The sequence below is a fragment of the Halorubrum kocurii JCM 14978 genome (assembly GCF_000337355.1).
GTDB classification, from domain to species: domain Archaea; phylum Halobacteriota; class Halobacteria; order Halobacteriales; family Haloferacaceae; genus Halorubrum; species Halorubrum kocurii.
Genome location: NZ_AOJH01000105.1, coordinates 78,097 through 97,065, shown reverse-complemented (window position 1 = coordinate 97,065; position 18,969 = coordinate 78,097). Strand labels below are relative to the sequence as shown.

The 18,969-nt window shown below is 68.6% G+C and carries 16 protein-coding genes; 10 read left to right on the top strand and 6 right to left on the bottom strand.

Features of this window, described 5'->3' with window-relative positions:
• Positions 1 to 205: 205 nt before the first annotated feature.
• Together C468_RS17015 and C468_RS17010 are read right to left on the bottom strand one after the other, a co-directional pair.
• Entirely contained in the window at positions 206 to 919 is a 714-nt protein-coding gene (locus C468_RS17015; RefSeq protein ID WP_008850151.1) for a YqjF family protein, read from the bottom strand.
• Between the two features lie 69 nt (positions 920 to 988).
• Positions 989 to 1,936, bottom strand: a complete 948-nt coding sequence (locus tag C468_RS17010; protein ID WP_008850150.1) for a cation diffusion facilitator family transporter — start codon at positions 1,934 to 1,936, stop codon at positions 989 to 991.
• Positions 1,937 to 2,129: 193 nt separating this feature from the next.
• On the opposite strand from C468_RS17010, the gene C468_RS17005 reads away from it, so the two are divergent.
• Both C468_RS17005 and C468_RS17000 read left to right on the top strand, forming a co-directional pair.
• On the top strand, positions 2,130 to 3,578 hold the full coding sequence (locus C468_RS17005; protein WP_008850149.1) for a DUF7289 family protein: 1,449 nt from the start codon (positions 2,130 to 2,132) through the stop codon (positions 3,576 to 3,578).
• A gap of 178 nt (positions 3,579 to 3,756) precedes the next feature.
• The gene (locus tag C468_RS17000; RefSeq protein WP_008850148.1) at positions 3,757 to 4,458 is read left to right on the top strand and encodes an HD domain-containing protein; all 702 of its coding nucleotides are present in this window, start codon (positions 3,757 to 3,759) and stop codon (positions 4,456 to 4,458) included.
• 61 nt (positions 4,459 to 4,519) lie between these two features.
• On the opposite strand, the gene C468_RS16995 is transcribed toward C468_RS17000, so the two are convergent.
• Entirely contained in the window at positions 4,520 to 5,191 is a 672-nt protein-coding gene (locus tag C468_RS16995) for a TetR/AcrR family transcriptional regulator (RefSeq protein WP_008850147.1), read from the bottom strand.
• 169 nt (positions 5,192 to 5,360) lie between these two features.
• Here C468_RS16995 and C468_RS16990 point away from each other — a divergent pair, with 169 nt between their 5' ends.
• Both C468_RS16990 and C468_RS16985 read left to right on the top strand, forming a co-directional pair.
• Positions 5,361 to 7,070 (top strand): COG1361 S-layer family protein, encoded by a 1,710-nt coding sequence (locus tag C468_RS16990; protein ID WP_008850146.1) that lies wholly within the window; start codon positions 5,361 to 5,363, stop codon positions 7,068 to 7,070.
• An 84-nt stretch (positions 7,071 to 7,154) separates the two neighbouring features.
• Positions 7,155 to 9,653 carry an efflux RND transporter permease subunit gene (locus C468_RS16985; RefSeq protein ID WP_008850145.1) on the top strand — a complete coding sequence of 833 codons (2,499 nt, stop codon included), beginning with the start codon at positions 7,155 to 7,157 and terminating at the stop codon, positions 9,651 to 9,653.
• Here the strand turns inward: C468_RS16985 and C468_RS16980 are convergent.
• The 3 genes from C468_RS16980 to C468_RS16970 are packed head-to-tail and all read right to left on the bottom strand — an operon-like array spanning position 9,650 to position 12,464.
• On the bottom strand, positions 9,650 to 10,636 hold the full coding sequence (locus C468_RS16980; protein WP_049912339.1) for a metal ABC transporter permease: 987 nt from the start codon (positions 10,634 to 10,636) through the stop codon (positions 9,650 to 9,652). The two genes, C468_RS16985 and C468_RS16980, sit on opposite strands and share 4 nt — an antisense overlap.
• Positions 10,633 to 11,406, bottom strand: coding sequence for a metal ABC transporter ATP-binding protein (locus C468_RS16975; protein WP_008850143.1), 774 nt, complete (start codon positions 11,404 to 11,406; stop codon positions 10,633 to 10,635). Before C468_RS16975 ends, C468_RS16980 begins: the two co-directional genes overlap by 4 nt.
• A complete protein-coding gene (locus tag C468_RS16970; RefSeq protein ID WP_008850142.1) occupies positions 11,403 to 12,464 on the bottom strand; it encodes a metal ABC transporter substrate-binding protein in 1,062 nt (353 codons plus the stop codon). The genes C468_RS16975 and C468_RS16970 overlap by 4 nt, the downstream gene beginning before the upstream one ends.
• Before the next feature lie 134 nt (positions 12,465 to 12,598).
• On the opposite strand from C468_RS16970, the gene C468_RS16965 reads away from it, so the two are divergent.
• The 6 genes from C468_RS16965 to C468_RS16940 all read left to right on the top strand — a co-directional run bounded on the left by C468_RS16965 (position 12,599) and on the right by C468_RS16940 (position 18,886).
• Complete coding sequence (locus C468_RS16965; RefSeq protein ID WP_008850141.1) at positions 12,599 to 13,057, top strand: SHOCT domain-containing protein; 459 nt, start codon at positions 12,599 to 12,601, stop codon at positions 13,055 to 13,057.
• An 89-nt stretch (positions 13,058 to 13,146) separates the two neighbouring features.
• The gene (locus C468_RS16960) at positions 13,147 to 13,392 is read left to right on the top strand and encodes a YhbY family RNA-binding protein (RefSeq protein ID WP_008850140.1); all 246 of its coding nucleotides are present in this window, start codon (positions 13,147 to 13,149) and stop codon (positions 13,390 to 13,392) included.
• Positions 13,392 to 14,285 (top strand): mechanosensitive ion channel family protein, encoded by an 894-nt coding sequence (locus C468_RS16955; protein WP_008850139.1) that lies wholly within the window; start codon positions 13,392 to 13,394, stop codon positions 14,283 to 14,285. The genes C468_RS16960 and C468_RS16955 overlap by 1 nt, the downstream gene beginning before the upstream one ends.
• A 105-nt stretch (positions 14,286 to 14,390) precedes the next feature.
• Positions 14,391 to 15,728: a Trk system potassium transporter TrkA gene (trkA, locus tag C468_RS16950; protein WP_049912337.1), complete on the top strand. Its 1,338-nt coding sequence runs from the start codon at positions 14,391 to 14,393 to the stop codon at positions 15,726 to 15,728.
• Between the two features lie 7 nt (positions 15,729 to 15,735).
• Positions 15,736 to 17,238 (top strand): TrkH family potassium uptake protein, encoded by a 1,503-nt coding sequence (locus C468_RS16945; RefSeq protein WP_008850137.1) that lies wholly within the window; start codon positions 15,736 to 15,738, stop codon positions 17,236 to 17,238.
• A 79-nt stretch (positions 17,239 to 17,317) separates the two neighbouring features.
• Positions 17,318 to 18,886, top strand: coding sequence for a TrkH family potassium uptake protein (locus tag C468_RS16940; RefSeq protein WP_008850136.1), 1,569 nt, complete (start codon positions 17,318 to 17,320; stop codon positions 18,884 to 18,886).
• Positions 18,887 to 18,969 lie beyond the last annotated feature (83 nt).

The following is an 18,969-nucleotide window of genomic DNA, read 5'->3' as shown; positions in this document are numbered from 1 at the left end:
GTAGTTCGTAGAGGGGTTGTCGGATTCATCCCCGCCGTGAACGGCGGGGCTTTCTCCTCGCACCTCCGTAAATAGCCGACAGCAACGCCGCTCGATTATGTATACACAACCACTCAACCAACCAGACATATCCGTTCCCGCTTTCGATCGAGGGACTTCAGCGACCGGCCGCTTCGCGCGGGAGTACGCCCGCTGACGACGAGGTTTATCGGGCCGATCGAATCCGGTCCGCGCCCACGTCGATCGGTTCCGCGTACCGGACGATCGGGTCGCCGTCGGGCCGATCGAAGCCGTTCGCCTCGAACAGCGTGTTCTCCCGCACCTCGGTCGCGGCCTCCCGAAGCGTCCACGGCTCGTGAGCGATCTCTCCGCGGTACAGCCGTTTACCGGCCGCGTAAAACCGGTAGTTCTCCACCAGGAAGGCGTCGAGCGACCCGGGCTCGGCGGCGAACGCCTCGCCGGTCGGCTCGTAGGTCGCGTCGAACCGCGCGTGCGGGACGCCGGGGTGGGTTCGGCGGCTGACGAACCGAACAGAATCGCCCCCGTCGCCCGACCGATCGGCGGTCACGGGACGCGAGACGTCCATCTCCGCGCGGTAGTACGGGAGCGCGAACAGCCTTCGCGCGACCGAGACGCCGATCCGGTCGTCGGCGTCGAGGTTGTAGAAGTACACGCCCGGCCCGTTAGGGCCCTCGACGTAGGTCCGGAGGTTGAGCTCCGGGAACGAGAGCCCGATGGGCGTCCCACGCGGGCGGATGTCGTCCATCACGAAGGCGACCACGCTCAGGTAGGCGTCGCCCTCGTAGGTCGCGACCGAGAGCCCGTCGGGGAGCGTCTCGGCCACGACGGCGGGATCGACCGGCCAGTGACAGAACAGCCCGTCGCGCCACGTCATCTCCAACCAGCGCCGTTCGAGCATGGGATCGGTACGGGCGCCGACCGGTTAACCCGCACGCCCCGGCGAGGCGAAGCGGCACGAAACGGGCCGTTAGGGCTCTTCGACGCCGGCCTCGTGTCCGCCGTCGACGGCGTCCGGGGCGTCCTTCCACTCGCCGACGCCCGAGGGGTCGAGGTGGACGTGGACGTCGCCGACGTCTTCCAGGTTGCGGAGCCCCGTGACCAGTTCCGTCTCGATGTCGTGGGCCTCCCGGAGCGTCAGTTCGCCGTCGACCTCGACGTGGACCTCGACCTCGAGGTCGGTGCCGTCGTAGTACACCGTCAGGTCGTGGACGCCCTCGACGGCGGGGTTCTCGCGGAGCGCGGCGGTGACGCGCTTGCGGTCGGCGGCGGGGGGCGCCGCCCCCACGAGGTAGGTGACGTTCTCGCGGCCGATCTCGACCCCCTGATAGACGACGAGGACGCTGACGAGCGCCCCGGCGACCGGGTCGAGGATCGGGACGTTCAGGAACACGCCGAAGATGCCGACCAAGGCGGCGATCGTAGTGTAGATGTCGTTGAGACAGTCCACGGCGAGGGCGTCCAGCGCGGTCGAGCCGAGGTCGGCGTTCACCCGCTCCGTGTACCAGTACAGCAGGTACATGTCGGCCATCGCGAACAGCAGGGCGCCGATGAGGAGGAGGCTCTGACGCGGCGGGCTGTGGGCGCCGATCACGCCGCGGATCGACTCGCGTAGCAGTAGGAGCCCGAGAATGACGATCGTCGCGCCGACGAGCAGCGCGGTCAGCGGCTCGATCCGCTGGTGGCCGTGGGGGTGGGTCTCGTCGGCGGCGTCGTACCGTGACCCGCCCCAGATGAACACGACGGCGCTCGCGACCAGATCCGCGACGGAGTGGGCGGCGTCGGCCACCAGCGCGACGCTCCCGAAGTAGACTCCGACCGACCCCTCGACGGCGATTTTCACCGCGTTGCCGAGGACGTTCACCCCTGCGGCGCGCTGGAACCGCGCCTTCTCGTCGCTCCCCCAAGGCCGCCACATACGTTCCGGTCGTCACCCCCCGACCTTAAGCGCCTCGTCGTCGCGAGCGTCTCGATTCGTCGCCGCAATCCGAATCCCGCGCTCTGACCGCGCCGAGTCGAGCACCGCATCGGGGCCGCCGCGCCTGCTCCCTGGTATCAACGCTGATTGTCGGCGGTGGGATGTTAAATAGCTCGGCGCTGAACTCCGCCGTATGAGCCACAGCGAGCGCGGCCAGAGCGAGGTGATCGGCGTCGTGCTCCTGTTGGCGATCACGATCGGCGCCGTTGGGGTGACCGTGGCGACCGGGAGCGCCGCGCTCGGGTTGGTCACCGATGAAGCCCGCTCGGCGAGCGTGGAGAACGGGATGTCACAGCTCAGCTCGCAGTCGAGTCTCGTCGCGCTCGGCGAGACGGACGCGCGTCAGTTCGACCTCGGATCCGTCGACGGCGGGGAGCTCCGCCTCGACGAAAGCGCGGGGCGCGTCGAGGTACGCATCGAGAACGAGACCGAAACCACCACCACGTACAACGGGTCGATCGGGACGCTGGAGTACGTCGGCGACCGGCGCACCGTCGCGATGCAGGGCGGGGGCGTCTGGGCGACGGAGGGCGGCCGCGGGCGGATGATCTCGCCGCCGGAGTACCACTACCGCGGGGAGACGCTCACCTTCCCCATCGTTCGGCTAACCGGGACGGAGTCGTCGCCCGCGAGCGGCACCGGCGTCGTCCGGCGGACCGAGGGCGGTCCCGACGGAGTCACGGAGACCGAGAACCCCCTCCGGAACGGGACCGTCGTCGTCGAGGTCCAAAGCGAGTACTACGAGGGGTGGTACGACTTCTTCACCCAGCGGGCCGACGGCACCGTGACGAAGGACGACGCGAACCGGACGACGACCGCCCGACTGGTGGTGCCCGAGGAGGTGAGTTTCGACAGGACGCTGGCCGTCAGCAAAACGGACGGCTACTCCCACTCCGGGAAAAAGGAGAACGAGCTGAGTGAGGGCGACTACGTCGAGGGGGAGCGCTTCCCGTCGCCGGAGTCGCTGATCGCCGACCAGATCGCCGCGGCCGAAGGCGACAACGACAACGGCACGGAGTCCTGCGTCGTCGCGAGCGGGTTCGACGGGTGCGAGACCACCGGGTCCGGGGCGGTCGGCTCCGGCGTGTACTACTTCGGCGGCGACGCCGACGTCACCGGCGACCTCACGTTCAACACCACCGACGGAGACGTCGTCGTCGCGGTCGACGGCGACTTCGACATCGGGGAAAACGACGTCACCGTCGAAGACGGGACCAACAACGTCACCTACTACATCAACGGCTCGCTCGACATGCAGGGCGACCCGACGGTCAGCGTCGACTCCGCTAGCCGGAACGTGTTCTACGTCAACGAGGGGTTCCTCGACGGGAGCGGGGGCGACGGGAGCCCGACCCTCGAGGGGGTCGTCTACGCGCCGAACGCGGACGTGGAGACCAACGGGAATCCGACCCTCAGGGGCGCGTTCATTACGAACTCACTCTCGACGAAGGGCAACGCGAAGGTCGAGTACGACGAGAGCCTCAAGGGACAGGAGATCCGGATCACCGGCGGCTCGGGACAGAACCCGATCACGTATCTCCACGTGAGCGAGAACGTCGTCGAAGTCGATTTCGACCGGTGAGACAAGACTCGACCGGTGAGGCCAGCTTCTATCGACGAGGCCAGACTCCGATCGACCCCCGCGAGACTGACGAAATCCGCGACCGATCCCGACGAACGTCGGCCGATAAGCCCGTCGTAACGACTAAGAACGAAACGCTCCTCGGTTACGGTAATGAACGACGAGCTTTTTGCCCGAGGTGGTTCCCGTGGGCGTCGAGATTAAGGAAACGGAGGTGAGCGACGAGGACTTCGAGGAGATGAAGGGGTTTGTGAGGGATTACCTCGCTGCCAGCGTCGAGAGCGAGGAGGACGGCGGCCGGATGCGCTGGTACCCGTGGCACTCGGCGGACTACCGGTTCAACCACATTCTCAACGTCGTCGACCTCGCGGCCGACATCGCCGAGAAGGAGGGCGCCGACGTGGACGTCGTCCGCGTGGCCGCGGTGTTCCACGACGTGGCGAAGTTGGAGGCCGAACAGGACGTCCACGCCGAGGCCGGCGCGCGCGTCGCCCGCGAGTACTTACAGAGCCGCGGCAACTACCCGGAGTCGTTCATCGAGGAGGTGTGCGGCGCGGTCGTCGACCACTCGTACACGGGCGACCTCGCGAACGTGTCCCTGGAGAGCCGGTGTCTGATCGAGGCCGACGTGCTCGACAAGGTCGGCGCGAACGGCGCCGTGTTGATGCTGCTCCGGATGGGCTACGAGTCGCGGACCCACATGGACGCCGCGAAGATGGTCGAGCGGGTGCTCCAGCGTGCTCACGACCACACCGAACGCGTCGTCTCCGACACCGCCGAGAGCATCGCCCACCAGCGCATCAAGCGCGTGAAATGGCTTCGCGAGTGGCTCGAAGAGGAGGTGTCGCGGATGGACGCCGACGGCGTCACCGAACGCTGACCACGGTCCGTCCGAACGCTGACCGCTATCCGCCGACCCGATCGACGTCGCCCGGTTCCGCTCAGGCGTCAGGATCGACCGTCGGAAGCACCATCTCCAGATACCGACGCACCCCTCGACGCGTGTGACCGGTCCACTCGCGGTCGGTCGTCGTCGCCCACCGTAACATGCCACCGGTCGCCAGCGTCTGGAGCGTCGATGCGACTTCGACGGGCGAGACCGCGTCGTCGGGAGCGGACGTCTCGGCGTCGTTCTGGGTTTCTACACTTCCATCCCGCTCCTCGGCCGCCGCCTCGCGGACCGCGCGTTCGAGGAACGAGCCGAACACTCGGTCGCTGCGGTCGAAGTGGTCGCGGTAGGCGTCGTCGGTCGCGGCCTGTGCGCGGAGTTCGACGATGGCGGTCACGAACCGCTCGTCGGGGCCGTACTCGCCGGGGAGCGAGTCGGGGTCGGTAGTCGCCGCGAGGTAGCTGTCGAGTCGCTCGCGCGGCGTCATGTCGAACGCGCCCTCCGAGACGGACGCCTCGAAGCCGTCGAGGAGGAACTCGAGCAAGTCGACTAACAGCTCGTCTTTCCCGTCGTAGTGGTGGTAGACGAGCGAGGGGCTCTTGTCGAACTCCTCGCCGATCCGGCTGATCGTGAGGTCGGCGTACCCGTGTTCGCAGAGCGCGCGAAACGCCGCGCCGAGGATGGCCTGACGGGTGTCGGCCGGCTCCGCGAACGGGTCTTTCATGCTCTCCCTACCGGCGCCGAGTATATATCGATCTTGATTGAACGTTCATTCAACATACTTATGTTGCGAGCGTTCGACACGAGTGTATGACTCGATTCGATGCGGTCGGTGAGCGGTCTGCTAGGTCCCGCGGCGCCGCGGGCAGCGGACCGGCGGTCGGAGGGCGGAGATGAGCCGGGCCGCGCGGATCGGCACGCTGGTCCTCGCGTTCGTCGCGGCCGGAGCGCTCGTCGCCGCTGTCGCGCTCTCCGGAGCTGCCGCGCCCGCGACAGGCGGCGCGCTCGACGGCGGACAGGCGGCGCTGGTCGGGGGCGATGTGGCCGGCGGCGACGCTGTCGCACAGTCTGACGGCTCGGGAAGCGGGTTGGTTCGGGGAGAGCCCGACCTCGACGTGTACGTCTCACAGCCGACGGTCGCCAGCGGAAGTCGGCAGTCGGTGAAGATCGAGATCCTCAACACGGGCGAGATGGACTTCGGCAAGGAACTCGACGAGCGCGTGACGACGGCTCGCGGACTGACACTGAAAGCCGACGCCGATGACGTACCTATTGAGGTCGAAAGTGGCGAGACGGCGGTGGGCGACGTTTCGACGCGGGGCGGGCCGATGCCCGTCTCGCTCGATGTCACGGTCCCCGACGATGTGCCCGACGGTTCGTACGATATTGAGGTTACGGCCGACTACCGGTACACCTCCGAGATTAACCCATCGTCCAGTCTCAACAATCACAAGGACCGCCCTGCGAGCGACGATTTCGACGTCACGATCGTCGTCGACGACGGCGCGCGGTTCGCGATCCTCGACACCGAGACCGACGCGCAGGTCGGCGGGAGCGGCGACGTGACCGCGACCCTCCGGAACGTCGGCGACGAGGTCGCCCGCGACGCGGTCGTCACCGGGAGCACGACCGGGAGCGGCGCCGTGATCGGCGGCGACGGCAGCGGCGAGGCGTTCGTCGGGAACTGGGAGCCCGGCGAGAACCGGACCGTGACGTTCGACTCGACCGTCTCGCCCGACTTCGGCAGCGGGGCGTACGCGTTCGTCTCGACCGTCGACTACCGCGACCGCGACGGGATCGAGGAGACCGCGCCCTCCTCGCGGGCGGGCGTCGTGCCGGCGCCCGAGCAGTCGTTCTCGGTCGAGGACGTCGAGGGCACCCTCGAAGTCGGCTACTCGGGGACCGTCTCCGGGACCCTCACGAACGAGGGGCCCCTCGACGTTGACGACGCGGTGCTGGTCGCGGACCCGCAGAGCCAGCGCGTGAGCCTCGGTGAGAGCCGGTATGCGCTCCCCGATATCCCGGCCGGCGAGTCGGTCGAGTTCTCCTTCGACGCGGACGTGAACGGCAACGCCGACCCCGGACCGCGGCAGTTCCGGTTCACGACCGAGTACGAGAGCGGCGACTCGACGATCGCGGTCGACGAGACCAGGCGGATCGAGGTCGCGCCGCGCCAGCCCGAGTTCGACCTCGCCGCCGACAACACGACGGTACCGGCGGGCGAGACGCGGCGGGTCTCCTTCGAGATCACCAACCAGCGGCCGGAGACGCTTTCGTCGATCAACGCGGGACTGTACGCCGACAGCCCGCTGTCGGCCCCCAACGACGAGGCGTTCGTCGACGAGCTCGAACCGGGCGAGTCGACGGAGATCTGGTTCGAGGTGTCGGCCGCGTCCGACGCCAGCGTCGAGACCCACCCGATCGAGCTCGACTTCCGGTACAACGACGAGCGGGGCAACGACCGGATCTCGGACGTGACCCAGTTCCCGATCGAGGTGACCGAGTCCACCGACGACGGCGGGCTCCCGATCGCGACGCTCGCCGTCGCCCTGCTCGTCGTGGTCGCCGCCGCGGGCGCGGTCGTCTGGTACCGGCGGCGGTAACCGGATGACGGACCGCATTTCCGAACGGCCACACGAGGGGCGTCCGCTGCCGACCGGCGGCCGACGCGACGCCCGGAGGCGACCGTGACCGCCGCTGATCGGCTCGTCGAGCGCGTCGACGAGTTCGTCACCGAGCGGCCGGCCGCGGTGATCGCCGTCTTCCTACTCATCAGCGTCGTCGCCGTCGGCGGGGTCGGCGGGATCGAGACGAGCGCCGGCGCCGACCAGTTCACGCAGGACATCCCGGCCCAACAGGCCCTCGACGACATCGACGAGGAGTTCGAGACGTCGATCGGCGGGTCGGCCACCGCCGCACAGCTGATCGTCACCGATGACAACGTGCTCTCTCGGTCGACGCTGATCCGGATCTTAGAGACCCAAGACCGACTGGAGTCGCGGTCGACGCTCAGGGTGAGCTCGACGTCGAGCCACGCGGACGCGATCGCGCGCCAGCTCGACCCGAGCGCGGAGACGGCGGCCCAGCGGCGGGACGCGGTCGCCGACGCGACCCCGCGGGAGCTGCGGGCGGCCATCGACGACGCCGACGCGTCTGGCGCGGTCGAGTCGCAGGTGTCGGTCGACTACAACCCGACCGCGCAGACCGCCGACGCGTCGATCGTCGGGATCACGTACGACGTGCCTGACGCGGCGACGACCGCTCGGGTGACGGAGCTGCAGACGCGCAGCGTCGAGGTCGTCGACTCGGTGCCCGGCAACGAGGCCGGCGACAACGCCATCCTGTTCGGCGACGGCGTGCTCCAGTCGGAGATCACCGCGCTGCTCACCGACACCGCGATCATCGTGTTTCCCGCGGCGCTGCTGTTGATCTTGGGGTTCCTGGTGTTCGCGTACCGCGACCCGATCGACATGGGGATCGGCCTCGCGGCGCTCCTGATGGCGCTTCTGTGGACGTTCGGGTTCATGGGGTACGCGGGGATACCCTTCTCCGACTCCCTCATCACCGTCTTCCCGTTGCTGCTCGCGGTCGGGATCGACTTCGGGATCCACATCGTCAACCGGTACCGGGAGGAGCGGAGCGAGGGGCTGGGGATCGAAGACGCGATGCGGACGACGACCGACCAGCTGCTCATCGCCTTCCTGCTCGTGACGATCACCACCGTCTTCGGGCTCGCCTCGAACGTGGTGAGCCCCTTCGAGCCCAACCGCGACTTCGGGCTCGTCGCCGCCGCGGGGATCGTGTTCACGCTCGCGGTCTTCGGGGTCTTCCTGCCCGCCGCGAAGGTGCTGGTGGACCGCTGGCGCGAGCGGCTCCCGATCCCGGAGTTCGGGACGACCGCGCTCGGGACCGGCGGGTCGCGGCTCGGTCGCGTCCTCCGCGTCGGCGTCGACCTCTCGACGGTCGCGCCGGTCGCCGTCGTCGTCGTGCTGCTCCTCGGCGGCGCGGCCGGGGGCGCGTACGGCACCGGAGTGAACACGGAGTTCTCCGAGGAGGCGTTCTTCCCGGACGAGGACCGGCTGGAGACGTACTCGAACCTCCCGGAGCCGTTCGCGCCGACCGAGTACACGTTCCTGCAGGTGCTCACGCTGTTCGAGGAGGAGTTCGAGCAGGACTTCGTCGGGAGCGTGACGCTGTACGTCGACCAGTCGGTGAGAGACGACGACGCCTTGGAGCTGATCGACCGGACCACGCGCAACCCGCCCGACACCTTCGAGACGACCGACGAGCGGCGGGCGGCATCGACCAGCGTCGTCACCGTCATCGAGGACCAGGCCGCGAGGGACCCCGAGTTCGCCGACGTCGTCGACCGCAACGACCGGCTCGGAACGGGCGTGCCCGACCGCAACGTCGACGAGGTGTACGACGCCCTGCTCGACTCGCCGGCCGAGGGACAGGCCCGCGGCTACCTCGCCGACGACCGCGGGAGCGCGCGGATCGACTACACTATCCAGCCGGGCGTCGACAACTCCGAGGCGGTCGCCGACGTCCGCGAGCTCTCGGAGCGCACGCCCCTACAGACGGTCCCGACCGGCGAACTCGTCGTCAACGAGGCGGTGATCGACCGGCTCACGGAGTCCGCGATCCGGAGCCTCTTCGCCGCGTTCGGGCTCACGGCGGTCTTCCTCGCGCTGTCGTACGCCTACCTGGAGGGGAAGGCGGTCTACGGCCTGCTCAATCTGGTGCCCGTGCTCGTCACGGTCGGGCTGCTCGTGGGCTCGATGCGGCTGTTCTCGATACCGCTGACGCCGATCAACGCCCCGATCCTCTCGGTGTCGATCGGGCTCGGGGTGGACTACACCGTCCACTTCGTCCACCGGTTCGTCGACGAGTACAAGGCGGGGTCCCCCGTCGACGAGGCGCTGGACATCACCATCGCCGGCACCGGGGGCGCGCTCACCGGGAGCATGCTCACGACCGTCTGCGGGCTCGGCGTCCTGTGGCTCGCGGTGATCCCGCTGCTCCGCGACTTCGGCGTGTTGCTCGCGCTCGGCGTGCTGTACGCGTACCTCTGCTCGATCCTGCTCGTCCCCTCGCTGGTGGTCGTCTGGGACCGCTACGGGGACCGGGTCGGCCTCGGCCTCGACGGCGGGCTCCGCGAATCGACCGGCGGGCGAGCGGACTAGTCCTCCGGGGTCGGGAGCGGCTCCTCACCGGCCCGTCGCGACTGCGCCTTCCCGGCGAGCACCGACGCGATGTACACCGCGACGGCGACGAGAACGATGGTGCCGCCGGCGGTTGTGTTGTAGTGGAACGATAGCGTGATCCCCGCGAGCACGGCGATCTGCGCGAGCACGACGGACGCGAGCAGCGCCTCGCGGAACCCGCGGGCGAGCTGGGCCGCCGCCGCGACCGGGACGACGAGCATGGCCGCGACCAGGATGACGCCCATGATCTGCATCGCGCCCACGACGACGAGGGCGGTCAGCGTCGTCATCAGCCGGTTGTACCACGGGACGTTGACGCCGGCGACCCGGGCGGCGGTCTCGTCGAAGGTCACGTACAGCAGCTGTTTGTACGTCACCGTGACGACCAGCGCGACGACCGCGAACAGGACGACCAGCAGGACGGCGTTCTCCCGGGAGACGGTCGAGAGGTTCCCGAACAGGTACTGGTTGATGCCGACCGCGAGCCCACCGGTGTTCAGGCTGATGAGGACCGCGCCGAGCGCAAACCCGGTCGAGAGCACGATCGCCATCGACACGTCGTTGTACGCGTCGGTCGTCTCCGAGATCAGCTCGATCGCCAGCGCGGCGATCACGGCGACGACGATCGCCGTGACGTACGGGGAGATCCCGGTTCCGAGCAGCGAGTTGACAAAGAGTCCGACGGCGACGCCCGCGAACGCGGTGTGCGCGAGCGCGTCGCCGATCAGCGCCAGCTGGCGGTGGACGAGGAAGGTGCCGATCAGCGGCGCCATCACCGCGATGAGCGCGCCGACGAGGAACGCGTGGTGCATGAACACGTAGTCGAGCATCTCGATCCCCAACCGCTCGCCGACCCACCCGAGCCCGTCGCTCCACAGCCCGACGAGCCGGGCGAGGAGGTCGTAGGGGGCGGACACAAGGGGAACGGAGAGGAGAACGGCGGAAAGCGCAGCCGGCGTCACGTGACGATCCCTCCCTCCTCGCGGCGGACGTTCGTCCCGTAGGCGCGGTCGAGCGCGTCGCTCTCGGCGAACGCGACCGGGTCGCCGTCGAAGTACACCTCGCGGTTGAGGCAGACGACCCGCGAGGCGTGTTCGATGACGGCGCCGATGTCGTGTTCGACCAGCAGGACGGTCAGCCCGTCCGCGACGAGCCCGTCGAGGAGGTCGAAGAAAGCGTCGACGGACTCGGCGTCGACGCCGACCGTCGGCTCGTCCAAGACGAGCAGCTCCGCCTCGCCGGCGAGCGCCCGGGCGATGTAGGTCCGCTGGCGCTGGCCGCCGGAGAGCGCGGTTATCTTCCGGTCCGCGAGGTGTTCGATCCCGACGGTCCGGAGCGCCTCGCGTGCGTGCTCGCGGTCCGCGGCGGTCACGCGGCCGAACCCGGCGTGCGGGAACCGACCCATCAGGACGACCTCGGCCACGGTGATCGGCATCCGCTTTTCGTCCTCCGTCACGTCCTGGGCGACGTAGCCGACGCGCTCGCGCTCCGCGAACGCCCGAGCGGGGTGACCGAGCAGCTCCGCCGACCCCGCGTCGGCCTCGTGGAGCCCGAGGAGAAGCCGGAGCAGCGTGCTCTTCCCCGAGCCGTTCGGCCCGACGATGCCGACGTACTCGCCGCGCTCGACCCGGAGGTCCACGTCCTCGACCACCGGGGACGCCGCGTAGCCGAACGTCAGGTCTCGGGCCTCGACGAGGGGGCCGTCGTCGCCCCCGGTCCGTGACCCGCTCATGGCTCGAAGTTGCGCCCGTAGTCGGCGAAGGTCACGTCCTCGGGGTCGTCGACGCCGAGCAGGATCCGGAACGTCGGGAGGTTCACCTCCCGGGCGATGTCGAAGTACCCCCACCCCCGCTCGACCCACGACTCCGCGGTCCCGGCGTACGGCGTCACGGGGTAGTAGGCCGTCACGTCGGTCTGGTCGAGCAGCTGGCGCGCCGGGCGGATCGGCTCGAAGACGGCGGCGCCGATGTGCTCGATGCCGTGCTCGGCGATGGTGTCCTGCGCTCGCTGCATGTCGGCCGGCCGGACGTCGTTGCTGGCCGCGAGGTTCACGACGAGCGGCTCGATCGTCGCGCCGTACCGCTCGGAGACGTACGCGAAGGCGTTGTGCGCGGCGAGGAACGCCACGTCGCGCTCGGCCGCGTCGAAGACGGCCCGCCACTCCTCGTCGAGGGCGTCGAGCTCCGCGTCGAGGGCGGTCGCGTTCTCCCGGATCGCCGCCTCGTGGTCCGGGTCGACCCTGGCGAGCCCGTCGGCGATGTTCGCGACCGCCTCCTTCGCGCGGCGCGGGTCGAGCCAAAAGTGCGGGTCCTTCGCCCCCTCGACCGCCTCGTCCTCCGTCAGCGAGTCGGCGAGGTCGATGAGGTCGACCCCCGCCCGAGCGTTGACGAGCTCGGTCTCGGTCGACTCGGCCGCGAGCGTGTCGATCGCCCGGTCGACCCACGGCTGGAAGTCGGGGCCGACGTGGACGAGGGCGTCGGCGTCGGTGATCCGGCGCTGGATCGAGGGGTCCGGCTCCCAGCCGTGGCCGTGCAGCCCGGTCGGAACCAGGTTCTCGACCGAGACGTCCGTCCCCTCCGCGAGCGAGTCGGCGAAGTCGTAGAAGGTGAAAAACGAGGCGACGACGGTGTAGCCGTCGGCGTCGTCACCGGTCCCGTCGCCCGGTCCGGTCGAGCCAGCGTCGGTCGCGTTCCCGATGCAACCCGCGAGTCCTCCCGCGAGCGCGCCGCCGCCGAGCGCGGCGAACCGGCGCCGAGAGACGGACGGCGGGCCGTTCGCGTCAGTGTGCATACCGGCGTTTAGAACAGGAGTATATAATACACTTCTGGTCAAAGAAAAAGTTTAGACTAGTCTAATTCACTTCGGCAGGCGATGCGGTCGCTCCGCCGACACGACTTTGTCTCCGGCCGCCGACCGCTACGTCGATGGCGGACTCCTCCACGCGCGAGCGGTTCAGACGGAACGCGAGCGGTATCGCGGCGACGGTCGTGACGGGGACGTGGCTCGCGGCGCTGCTGCTCGATTTCGGCTGGTGGCTCCCGTTCATGCTGTTCGGCTACATCGTGATCGTACCGGTGGTCTCGATGCTGTTCGACGAGGACGAGGAGGCGGAGCGCGTCGATGACGGTAGGCGCGAACGATCCGAGGCCGGCAGGCGCGAGTCGACCGCCGAGGCCGGCGTGGGGGAGGAGCCCGAGCCCGTGCAGGACGCGCTCGATCGGCTCCGGGCCCGGTACGCCGAGGGCGACCTCACCGACGAGCAGTTCGATCGGAAGCTCGACCGGCTGCTGGAGACGGAGACGCCGGAAGACGCCGCGGAGTACGTCGAACGGAACCACCGGGCCTGGGTGGAGACGGAGCGCGACGTCGAGCGCGAGCGCTGAACCGTCGGCGGCATTTATAGGGACTGGCAGGGCTCGTGGGTCGGTCCGCGAACCTCAAGCTTCAATGCGCGCGACCGACTCCACGGTGTATGAGCGACCAACAGCTTCGCAAGGAGGCGCACGACCTCGACGTCACCGTCTGGGTCGGGAAACACGGTATCGACTCGGTCGTCGACGAGACGGCTGACCAGCTCGACGACGCCAAGCTCGTGAAGGTGAAGTTCCTCCGAGCGGCTCGAGGCGGGACCACGACCGACGACCTCGCCGCGGAGCTCGCGGACGCCGTCAATGCCGACCTGATCGAGACCCGCGGGAACACGGCGGTGCTCCACTGATGAGCGCCGCGGGCGACGCGGGCGGGGTCGTCGCCGTCTCGGGGACGCTGGAGCCGTTCCTCGGTCCGCTGACCGGTCTCGTCATCGACGCCGCCATCTTCGTCGCGGTCGTCGCTGCGACGTACGTCCTTTATAAGGCGGTCATCACGCCGCTCGTTCGGCGGGTGTTCGACAGGCAGGGCCTCGACGAGCACGCGCGGCGGCCGCTGCAGAAGATCATCGCGTTCCTCGTGCTGTTCGCGGGCGTCACGGTCGCGTTCGGCGCGGCGGGGTATCAGGGGTTCCTGCGATCGCTGGCGACGATCGCCGCCGCGGCGACGCTCGCGATCGGCTTCGCGCTGCAGGACGTGATCAAGAACTTCGTCGCCGGCGTGTTCATCTACACGGACAGGCCGTTCCGCATCGGCGACTGGATCGAGTGGCAGGACAACTCGGGCGTCGTCGAGGACATCTCCTTCCGGGTCACCCGCGTGCGCACGTTCGACAACGAACTGCTCACGGTACCGAACGCCGTGCTCACCGGCGACGTGGTGAAGAACCCGGTCGCGAAGAAGACGCTGCGCCTGAAGTTCGTCTTCGGGATCGACTACGAGGACGACGTCGAGCAGGCGACCGACATCATCGTCGAGGAGGCCGAGAAGAGCGAGGCCATCTTAGACGACCCCGCGCCGTCGGTCCGTCTGACCGAACTGGCCGACTCGTACGTCGGCCTGCAGTCGCGGATCTGGATCGACGATCCGTCGCGGGCCGACTTCGTGAAGGCGCGCGCCGACTACGTGAAGGCCGTCAAGGCGCGGTTCGACGAGGAGGGCATCTCGATCCCGTTCCCGCAGCGGACCGTCTCGGGGCGGAACGAGTGGACGGACCCCTCGTCGTTCGGCGGGGAGGCGTAGGCGCCCGGCCGAGCGCCGGTGGCGGCTCTCGGACGTCCCGCACGGCGGCGCTCCCCTCGGCTCCCGATAGTAACGAACTTGAGGGTCCGGTAACTCGTTGAGCCCATGCATGTGGTCGTCATCGGGGCCGGCGAGGTCGGGACGAGCATCGCTGGAAGCCTCGCGTCGGACCACGAGGTCGTCGTCGTGGACGTCGACCCCGACCGCGCGGAACAGCTCAAGTACGAGATCGACGTCCTCACCATCGCCGGGGACGGGACCTCCTCCGAGATCCAGACGGCGGCGGACGTCGGCCGCGCGGACATGGTTATCGCCTGCACCGACAACGACCAGACGAACCTCGTCGCCTGCGGTACCGCGAAGACGCTCGGCGACGGGTTTACGATCGCCCGCGTGAAGAGCACCGACTTCCTCCGGACGTGGCAGGGGAACGAGGGCGCCTTCGGCGTCGACTTCATGGTGTGTACGGACCTGCTGACCGCCGAGAACATCGTCCGCGTCATCGGCCTGCCGGCGGCGATCGACGTCGACCCGTTCGCGAGCGGGCTGGTGCAGATGGCCGAGTTCGAGATCGCCGAGGGGAGCCCCGTCGCCGGGCAGACCGTCTCCGAGGCCGACCGCTTCGAGTCGCTCACGTTCGTGGGGCTGTTCCGCGACGGGGAGTTGACGATTCCACGCGGCGACACCGGCATCGAGGCCGGCGACCGCGCGGTGGTGATCGGGAGCCCGGAGAGCGTGCAGGCGTTCGCGACCGACGTCGCGCCGGAGACGACACCGGACGAGGCCGACGACATCGTCATCGTCGGGGGCAGCGAGATCGGCTATCAGACGGCCCGACTCCTCGGGGAGCGCGAACTGCGTCCCCGCGTTGTAGAGAAAGACCAAGAGCGCGCGCGGTGGCTCGCCGAGCAGCTCCCGAAATCGGTCGTGATGGAACACGACGCGACGGACGCGGAGTTCCTCACGCGGGAGAACGTCGACGACTCCGACATCGTCGTCACCGCGCTCGGGTCGGACGAGCAGAACCTCCTCGTCGCGGTGCTCGCGAAGCGGCTCGGGGTCGATCGCGTGATCGCCGTGGTGGACAGCCCCGATTACGTCACCGTCTTCGAGGAGATCGGCATCGACATCGCGATCAACCCCCGCACGGTGACCGCCGAGGAGATCACGCGATTCACTTACGAGAGCGTCGCGGAGAACATCGCCGTCCTCGAAAACGACCAGGCGGAGGTCCTCGAGCTCGAACTCACCGAGGGGTGCGCGCTCGTCGGGCGACCGATCTCCGAGATGGTCTCCGAGATCGACGCCCGGTTCGTCATCGGGGCGATCACCCGCGGTCACCAGCTCGTAACGCCCCGCGGGGACACCGTTCTCCAGCCGGGCGACCACGTGATCCTGCTCGTCGACTCCGACTCCGTGAGCGAGATCACCTCGATGGCGTGACCGGTCCGTGACATCCAGGATCCGGGTCAGCTGGCGGGCGAGCGTCGGACTCACCGGCGACGTCCTCACCGCCCTCCCGATTCCGATCGCGTTCCCGCTGCTGATCGCCATTTATTACGGCGAATCGCCCCTGCCGTTCCTCGCGGCGATCGCGGTCTCGCTCGCCGTCGGCGCGGCGTTCCGGTCGGTGAAGGACCCGGCGGAGGACCTCGGTCCCCGCGAGGCGTTCCTCGCGGTGGCGCTGATCTGGTTCCTCGTCGCCGCCGTCGGCGCCATCCCCTTCGTCGTCGCGGGCGTCGGGACGGTCGCGCACCCGGTGAACGCGATGTTCGAGGCGATGAGCGGGCTGACGACGACGGGCGCGACGGTCCTCGTCGACTTCTCGCTCCACTCGCGCTCGGTCCTGATGTGGCGACAGGTGATCCAGTGGCTCGGCGGGCTCGGCATCCTCATCTTGGCGACCGCCGTGCTCTCCGAGATCGGGGTCGGCGGGGCCCAGCTGATGGAGACGGAGACCCAGACGCAGGACGTCAACAAGCTCACGCCGAAGATCTCTCGGACCGCACAGCTCATCTGGGGGATCTACTTCGGGCTTACCGGGCTCGCGGTCGCCGTCTACTTCCTGCTCGGGCTCGCCGTCGATCCGCAGATGGACCTGTACAACGCGGTCGCGCACGCGTTCACGTCGGTCGCGACCGCCGGGTTCTCGCCGGAGCCGCTCTCCGTCGGGGCGTTCCACCCGCTCATCCAGTGGGCGGTCGTCCCGTTCATGGTGATCGGCTCGACGAGCTTCGTCCTCATCTACTTCGCCATCAACGGCGAGCCGATGCGCCTCTTAAAGAACGAGGAGTTCCACTTCTACCTCGGCGCGATGGGGACGCTCGCGTCGATCGTCGCCTTCGCGTTGTTCCTCGATCCCAGCGTCACGTTCGGCGCGGAGGCGACGGTCCGGCACGCCGTGTTCAACGTCGCCTCCATCGTGACGACGACGGGGTACGCCAGCACCGACTACGTGCTGTGGGCCCCTGCGGCGAAGCACATGCTGTTCATGGGGATGTTCATCGGCGGGATGGTCGGGTCGACGACCTGCTCGATCAAGTCGCTGCGGTGGCTGGTCGCGCTGAAGTCGTTCCGCCGGAACCTCTACACCGCGATCCACCCGGAGGCGGTGCGGCCGGTCCGCATCTCGGGAAAGCCGGTCGACGAGGGAGCGATCCGCGACATCTACGCGTACCTCCTGTTGAGCATCGTGATATTCTTCCTGCTCACCGTCGTGATCGTCGTCGACGCGGAGCGAACCGGGCTCCGCGTGACGGAGTTCGAGGCGCTCGGCGCCGCCGCGACAACGTTCCTCAACATCGGTCCCGCGTTCGGTGAGGCGGGCCCGTACGGGACGTTCGCGTCGTTCCCGATGAGCACCCGCGCCGTGATGATCGTCCTGATGTGGATCGGCCGGATCGAGATCATCCCCGTGCTCGTGCTGTTCACGAAGGCGTTCTGGACGTCGTGACCCCGTTTTCGCCTCCCGTCGCCGCCCCTTCGACAGTTTAATACACCGAACGGGCAACTCCCATATCGATCGAACACACATGTCCTGGGGCGTCAACTGGAAGGCGAGCGTGGGGCTTCTCGGGGTCGGGATCAAGTACCTCGCCGTCACGATGCTGGTGCCGCTGGTCGTGGCGGTTGCGTACGGCGAGGACATCTGGGTGTTCCTGGTCTCGATGGCGCTCGTCGCCGGGATCGGCCTCGCGGTAGAGCGGGTCGACCCGGACCCGGACCTCGGGCCGCGCGAGGCGCTGCTGTTCGTCTCGCTCGCCTGGCTCGCGGCCGCGGCGATCGGTACCGTCCCGTACCTGCTCGCCGGGTACGGCACGGCGTCGACGGTCGGGCTTCAGACCGGGTCGTTCGGCGCGTTCACGGAGTCGATCGTCAACGCTCTCTTCGAGTCGATGAGCGGATTCACCACCACGGGCGCGACCGTCCTCGGCGAGATCAGCACGGACCAGCACTCACACGCCGTGCTGATGTGGCGCCAGCTCACGCAGTGGCTCGGCGGGATGGGGATCATCGTCCTGATGATTGCCATCCTGCCCGAGGTCGCGGTCAACGGCGCCCAGCTGATGGAGTCGGAGGCGCCCGGGCCGGAGCTCCAGAAGCTCACGCCGAAGATCGCGGAGACGGCGCGTGCCCTCTGGCTGATCTACTTCGGCTTTACTATCGTCTACATCGTTATCCTGTACGGGCTCCACCTCGCTGGGATGGCGCCGAACATGGACCTGTTCAACGCGATCGCCCACGGGTTCACCACCCTCCCGACGGGCGGCTTCTCCCCGCAGGCCGACAGCATCGCGGCGTTCTCGGCCGTCGTCCAGTGGGTGGTCATCCCGTTCATGCTCATCGCCGGCGTCAACTTCGCGCTGTTCTGGCACGTGTTACGTGGCGAGGCGGAGATCATGCTGAAGAACGCGGAGTTCCGCGCGTACGCCGGCGCCGTCGCGGTCGTGACGGCCGTCCTCGCGGTGATGCTGTTCCGCGGCGCGGCGCCCCCCATCGAACTCGGCGGTGCGACGCAGGGCGTCACCGAGAACTCGCTCCGACAGGCCGCGTTCCAGATCGGGTCGCTGCTGAACTCCACCGGGTACGCCACGGCCGACTTCGCGCAGTGGGACACCGACGCGCAGATCCTGCTCATGTTCGCGATGTTCATCGGCGGCTCCGCCGGGTCGACCGGTGGGGGCGTCAAGGTCGTCCGGTGGCTCATCGTCGGGAAGGCGATCCGCCGGGAGCTGTTCACCTCGGCGCACCCGGACGTCGTGCAGCCGATCCGCCTCAGCGGGAGGGTCGTCGACGAGGACGCCATCCGCGGCATCATGTCGTTCACGATCCTGTACGTCATCCTGTTCGCGGTCTCGGCTGTGTTCCTGTCGCTCGACGCCGCGCGGATCGGGACCCAGCTGACGATGCTGGAGTCGACGAGCGCGTCGCTCGCGACGATCGGGAACATCGGACCGGGGTTCGGCCGGCTCGGGCCGTTCGGGAGCTACCTCTTCTTCCCCGACACGTCGAAGCTGCTGATGGTGTTCCTGATGTGGATCGGTCGGCTGGAGATCGTCCCGGTGCTCGCGGTGTTCATCTCGGCGATGGACAGCCGATAAGTCGGGACGCTGATGTCGATCCGCGGGCCGTGATCGGCTTAGATACGGTTTCGAACGCGCTGGCCGCTCGGTTTCGGAGTGCG

Excerpts from the sequence above, each read along its gene's own strand:
- C468_RS16955 (WP_008850139.1), top strand. The coding sequence starts at position 13,392 with ATGAGCGCCGCGGGCGACGCGGGCGGGGTCGTCGCCGTCTCGGGGACG.
- C468_RS16975 (WP_008850143.1), bottom strand. The coding sequence starts at position 11,406 with ATGAGCGGGTCACGGACCGGGGGCGACGACGGCCCCCTCGTCGAGGCC.
- trkA (WP_049912337.1), top strand. The coding sequence starts at position 14,391 with ATGCATGTGGTCGTCATCGGGGCCGGCGAGGTCGGGACGAGCATCGCT.
- C468_RS17010 (WP_008850150.1), bottom strand. The coding sequence starts at position 1,936 with ATGTGGCGGCCTTGGGGGAGCGACGAGAAGGCGCGGTTCCAGCGCGCC.
- C468_RS16990 (WP_008850146.1), top strand. The coding sequence starts at position 5,361 with ATGAGCCGGGCCGCGCGGATCGGCACGCTGGTCCTCGCGTTCGTCGCG.
- C468_RS16960 (WP_008850140.1), top strand. The coding sequence starts at position 13,147 with ATGAGCGACCAACAGCTTCGCAAGGAGGCGCACGACCTCGACGTCACC.
- C468_RS17015 (WP_008850151.1), bottom strand. The coding sequence starts at position 919 with ATGCTCGAACGGCGCTGGTTGGAGATGACGTGGCGCGACGGGCTGTTC.
- C468_RS16970 (WP_008850142.1), bottom strand. The coding sequence starts at position 12,464 with ATGCACACTGACGCGAACGGCCCGCCGTCCGTCTCTCGGCGCCGGTTC.
- C468_RS16965 (WP_008850141.1), top strand. The coding sequence starts at position 12,599 with ATGGCGGACTCCTCCACGCGCGAGCGGTTCAGACGGAACGCGAGCGGT.
- C468_RS16995 (WP_008850147.1), bottom strand. The coding sequence starts at position 5,191 with ATGAAAGACCCGTTCGCGGAGCCGGCCGACACCCGTCAGGCCATCCTC.
- C468_RS16940 (WP_008850136.1), top strand. The coding sequence starts at position 17,318 with ATGTCCTGGGGCGTCAACTGGAAGGCGAGCGTGGGGCTTCTCGGGGTC.
- C468_RS17005 (WP_008850149.1), top strand. The coding sequence starts at position 2,130 with ATGAGCCACAGCGAGCGCGGCCAGAGCGAGGTGATCGGCGTCGTGCTC.